Here is a 3,441-nt window from a genome sequence, read left to right as displayed (position 1 = left end):
GTGTCGATGCCGAAGGTGACGACGAAGAGACCGAGCGCGAAGACCGCGACGATGACCAGGATCTCGGCCCAGGAGGGCAGCGGCTTGGCGGGGGCGGGCTTGCGCTCCGCGCGCCCGAGACGGATGCGGCGGTAGAGGGCGTAAAGCGCGAAACCGAAGATGATCGCGAGGAGCCAGTTGAAGCGCGGCAGATCCTCCCGCTTCTTGCGGTCGAGCGGCAGGCCGAGTGTGCCGATGAACGCGGTGATCACACCGACCGCGGCGACGCCACCGCCCGGCTCCAGGTTGGCCAGCCCACCCAGTTCGATCGCGATCGCGATGAGCGTGTAGAGGGTGGTGGCGAGCGAGCCGAGGGCCGCGAAGAAGGTCGCGTTGTTGCCACCCGACGGATTGACCCAGCCGAGGCCGCGGATTCCGTAACCGGTGACAGCGAAGAGAAGAGTGAGGGCGCCTCCGATGACAGTCAGCATCTGGAGGGCGGCCGGGTACCCGTACACGGTGAGATCACCGGGGAAGGCATCGGTCCAGGTCCAGGCGAGGAAAGCGGAGGCGATCGTGACGACGGCGCCGGCCATCGTGATCGCGCGGGCGGTGGCCTCGGGGAGCGCGATGACCTGGGTGGTCTCGGTGGAGGTGTTCGTCATGGTGCTCACGCCCTGTCCGCGACGCGCTCGCCCAGCAGGCCCTGCGGCCGTACGAGGAGCACGAGGATGAGGAGGACGAAGGCCCACACGTTGGCCCAGGCGCCGCCGCCGAGCTGCTGCATGCCGGGGATGTCCTCGATGTAGGCGATCGAGAGGGACTCGGCGATGCCGAGGACGACGCCGCCGATCATCGCTCCGTAGATGTTGCCGATGCCGCCGAGGACGGCCGCGGTGAAGGCCTTGAGGCCGAGGATGAAGCCCATCTCGAAGTTGATCTGGCCCTTGTCGACGCCGTACGCGACGGCGGCGACGGCGGCGAACGCGGCACCGATGGCGAAGGCCATGACGATGATGCGGTCGGTGTTGATGCCCATCAGCTTCGCGGTGTCCGGGTCCTGCGCGGTGGCCTGCATGGCGCGGCCGCTGCGGCTCTTGGAGACGAAGAGGCCGAGGGCGAGCATGCACAGCGGGGCGAGCACGAGCACGAAGGCGTCGGCGCGCTGGATCGCGAGGTTCCCGAAGATCTGGAACGACTCACCCGTGAACTCGGGGAAGCTCACGGCCTTCTTGGCGTCCGGGTAGAACTGCCAGACCAGCTGCTGGAGCGCGATGGACAGACCGATCGCGGTGATGAGCGGCGCGAGCCGGGGCGCGCCGCGCAGCGGCCGGTACGCGAACCGCTCGGCGGCGGTGGCGACGGCCACGGAGGCTATCGCGCCACCGACGATCATGAGCGGTATCGCCACCAGCAGGGACGTTCCGCTCGGGAGAGCGGTGTAGGTGGTGAGGGCTCCGAAGCCCCCGATCATGAAGATCTCGCCGTGGGCGAAGTTGATGAGCTGGACGATGCCGTAGACCATGGTGTACCCGATGGCGATGAGGCCATAGAGAGCACCGAGGGCCAGGCCGTTGGCCAGCTGTTGCGGCAGTTCGTGCACCGCAGGCCTCCGATGAGCTTGTCGGATAAGACTCCGCGCGAGGGCGCTGTTTGCGCCCTCGCGCGGTGTGGATCAGGCGGAACGGGGTTCCCGGCCGGCCGCCGGGGCGATGACTACTGGTTGAAGGTGTCGCTCTTGACGTCGATCCACTTGCCGCCCTGGACCTTGTAGACCGTGAGCTGCTTGTTGGTGGTGTCGCCGTACTCGTCGAAGGAGACCTTGCCGGTCACACCGTCGAAGGAGACCTTGCCCAGGGCGTCGGTGACCTTGGCGCGGGCGTCGGACGGCAGCTTGCCGCCGTTGGCCTGGACGACGGACTTGACGGCCTGGACGATCGCCCAGCCGGCGTCGTAGGAGTAGCCGCCGTAGGCCGCGTACGGGTCCTTGTAGCCGCCCGCGTTGTAGTCCGCGATGAACTTCTTGGCGGTGTCGAGCTTCTCGACCGGGTAGCCGATCGAGGTGGCCAGGTCACCGTCGTTGGCCTCGGCGGAGGCGCTGATGAAGGCCGGGTCGTAGATGCCGTCGCCGCCCATGACGGGGATCTTGGCGCCGGTCTTCTTGATCTGGTCCGAGAGCAGGCCGCCCTCGGGGTACTGGCCGCCGAAGTAGACGGAGTCGGCGCCGGAGGACTTGACCTTGTCGGCGGTGGAGGAGAAGTCGGTCTCCTTGACCGTCACGTGGTCCGTGCCGACGACCTGGCCGCCGAGGCGCTTGAACTCGGCGGAGAAGATCGCCGCGAGACCGGCGCCGTAGGTCTGCTTGTCGTCGACGACGAAGACCTTCTTCTTGCCGGCGTCCTTGAAGAGGTACTGGGCGGCGAACTTGCCCTGGACCACGTCGGTGGCGGCGGTGCGGAAGTAGGTCTTGAAGGGGCGCTTGAACTCGCCCTTGCCCCAGTTGTCGCCCTGGCTGAGCGCCGGGTTGGTGTTGGCCGGGGAGACCTGGGCCAGGTTGGCGGCGGCGAAGACGCCCTGCATCTGCTGGGAGACGCCGGAGTTCAGCGGGCCGACGACGCCGAGGACGTCCTTGTTGCCGACCAGCTTCGTGGCGTTGGCCTGGCCGGAGGCGGGGACGGCCTGGTCGTCCAGGGCCTCGATCTTGAACGTGACGCCGGGGACCTCGTTGTTCTTGTTGGCGGTCTTGACCGCCAGGTCCACCGAGTTCTTGATGCCCTGGCCCAGCGCGGAGAGCGAGCCGGTCAGCGGTGCGTCGACGCCGATGACGACGGTCGTGCCACCGCCGCCGTTGCCGTCACCGCCGCCGGAGCCGCCCTTGTCGTCGCGCGAACCGCAGGCGGTGAGGGTGAGCGCTCCGGTGGTGAGAACGCTGGTGAGGATGAGCAGTGAACGGTGTCGCACGAAGAATCCTTTCCCTGGCGCGGCCCCCTCGAGCTGAGGCGGTGCCGTGAAGCGTGAAGCTGGAGGTGCCGTTTTCGATGCCGGGCCGTACGGGGTCGAGCGGGGCCGTGCAGTGCAGGCGCCCGGCGGCGCGGTGACTGGCCGTGACTCTAGGCGCAGCTGGGGAACGGCGGGGAGCGCCGAGGTCATGATGTGACTGTCTTGTTATGCCGACGGGCGGATGCCGTGTGCAAGCGGTGGGCAAATGCGGGCACAGCGGTCGGTAGTGCGGTGTTCACATACTGAGAACCCGCAGTTCCGCTAAGGGGCTTGAGCGGATCATGCTCCTGACGGCGCCCTGAGAGGGGTCTCCGGATATCGGACAGCGGGCGCGGTGCCAGCGGACGGACGGGCGGACGGGGGCACCTCGGCCGCGCATTGCGGGATTGTTACGGAGGGTGATCATCGCGGGGCCGGTGATCCGGCCGGGATCATTCCCCCGGAGCACTCGCCGTGCCGGGC

Annotated in this window: 2 protein-coding genes and 1 pseudogene; all 3 read right to left on the bottom strand. The window is 68.1% G+C overall.

The window, feature by feature from the left end; translation table 11 throughout:
* Positions 1 to 653, bottom strand: a pseudogene (locus RIF68_RS31385) (branched-chain amino acid ABC transporter permease); the annotation flags it as partial.
* Entirely contained in the window at positions 650 to 1,582 is a 933-nt protein-coding gene (locus RIF68_RS31380) for a branched-chain amino acid ABC transporter permease (RefSeq protein ID WP_309054656.1), read from the bottom strand. The pseudogene RIF68_RS31385 and the gene RIF68_RS31380, both read right to left, overlap by 4 nt.
* A 113-nt stretch (positions 1,583 to 1,695) precedes the next feature.
* Positions 1,696 to 2,940 carry a branched-chain amino acid ABC transporter substrate-binding protein gene (locus RIF68_RS31375; RefSeq protein ID WP_309054655.1) on the bottom strand — a complete coding sequence of 415 codons (1,245 nt, stop codon included), beginning with the start codon at positions 2,938 to 2,940 and terminating at the stop codon, positions 1,696 to 1,698.
* Positions 2,941 to 3,441: the final 501 nt, after the last annotated feature.

It is taken from the genome of Streptomyces sp. (assembly GCF_031178505.1).
Taxonomy (GTDB): Bacteria; Actinomycetota; Actinomycetes; order Streptomycetales; family Streptomycetaceae; genus Streptomyces; species Streptomyces gulbargensis.
The sequence above is the reverse complement of the archived record's forward strand: the minus strand, read 5'-3'. Positions and strand labels throughout refer to the sequence as shown.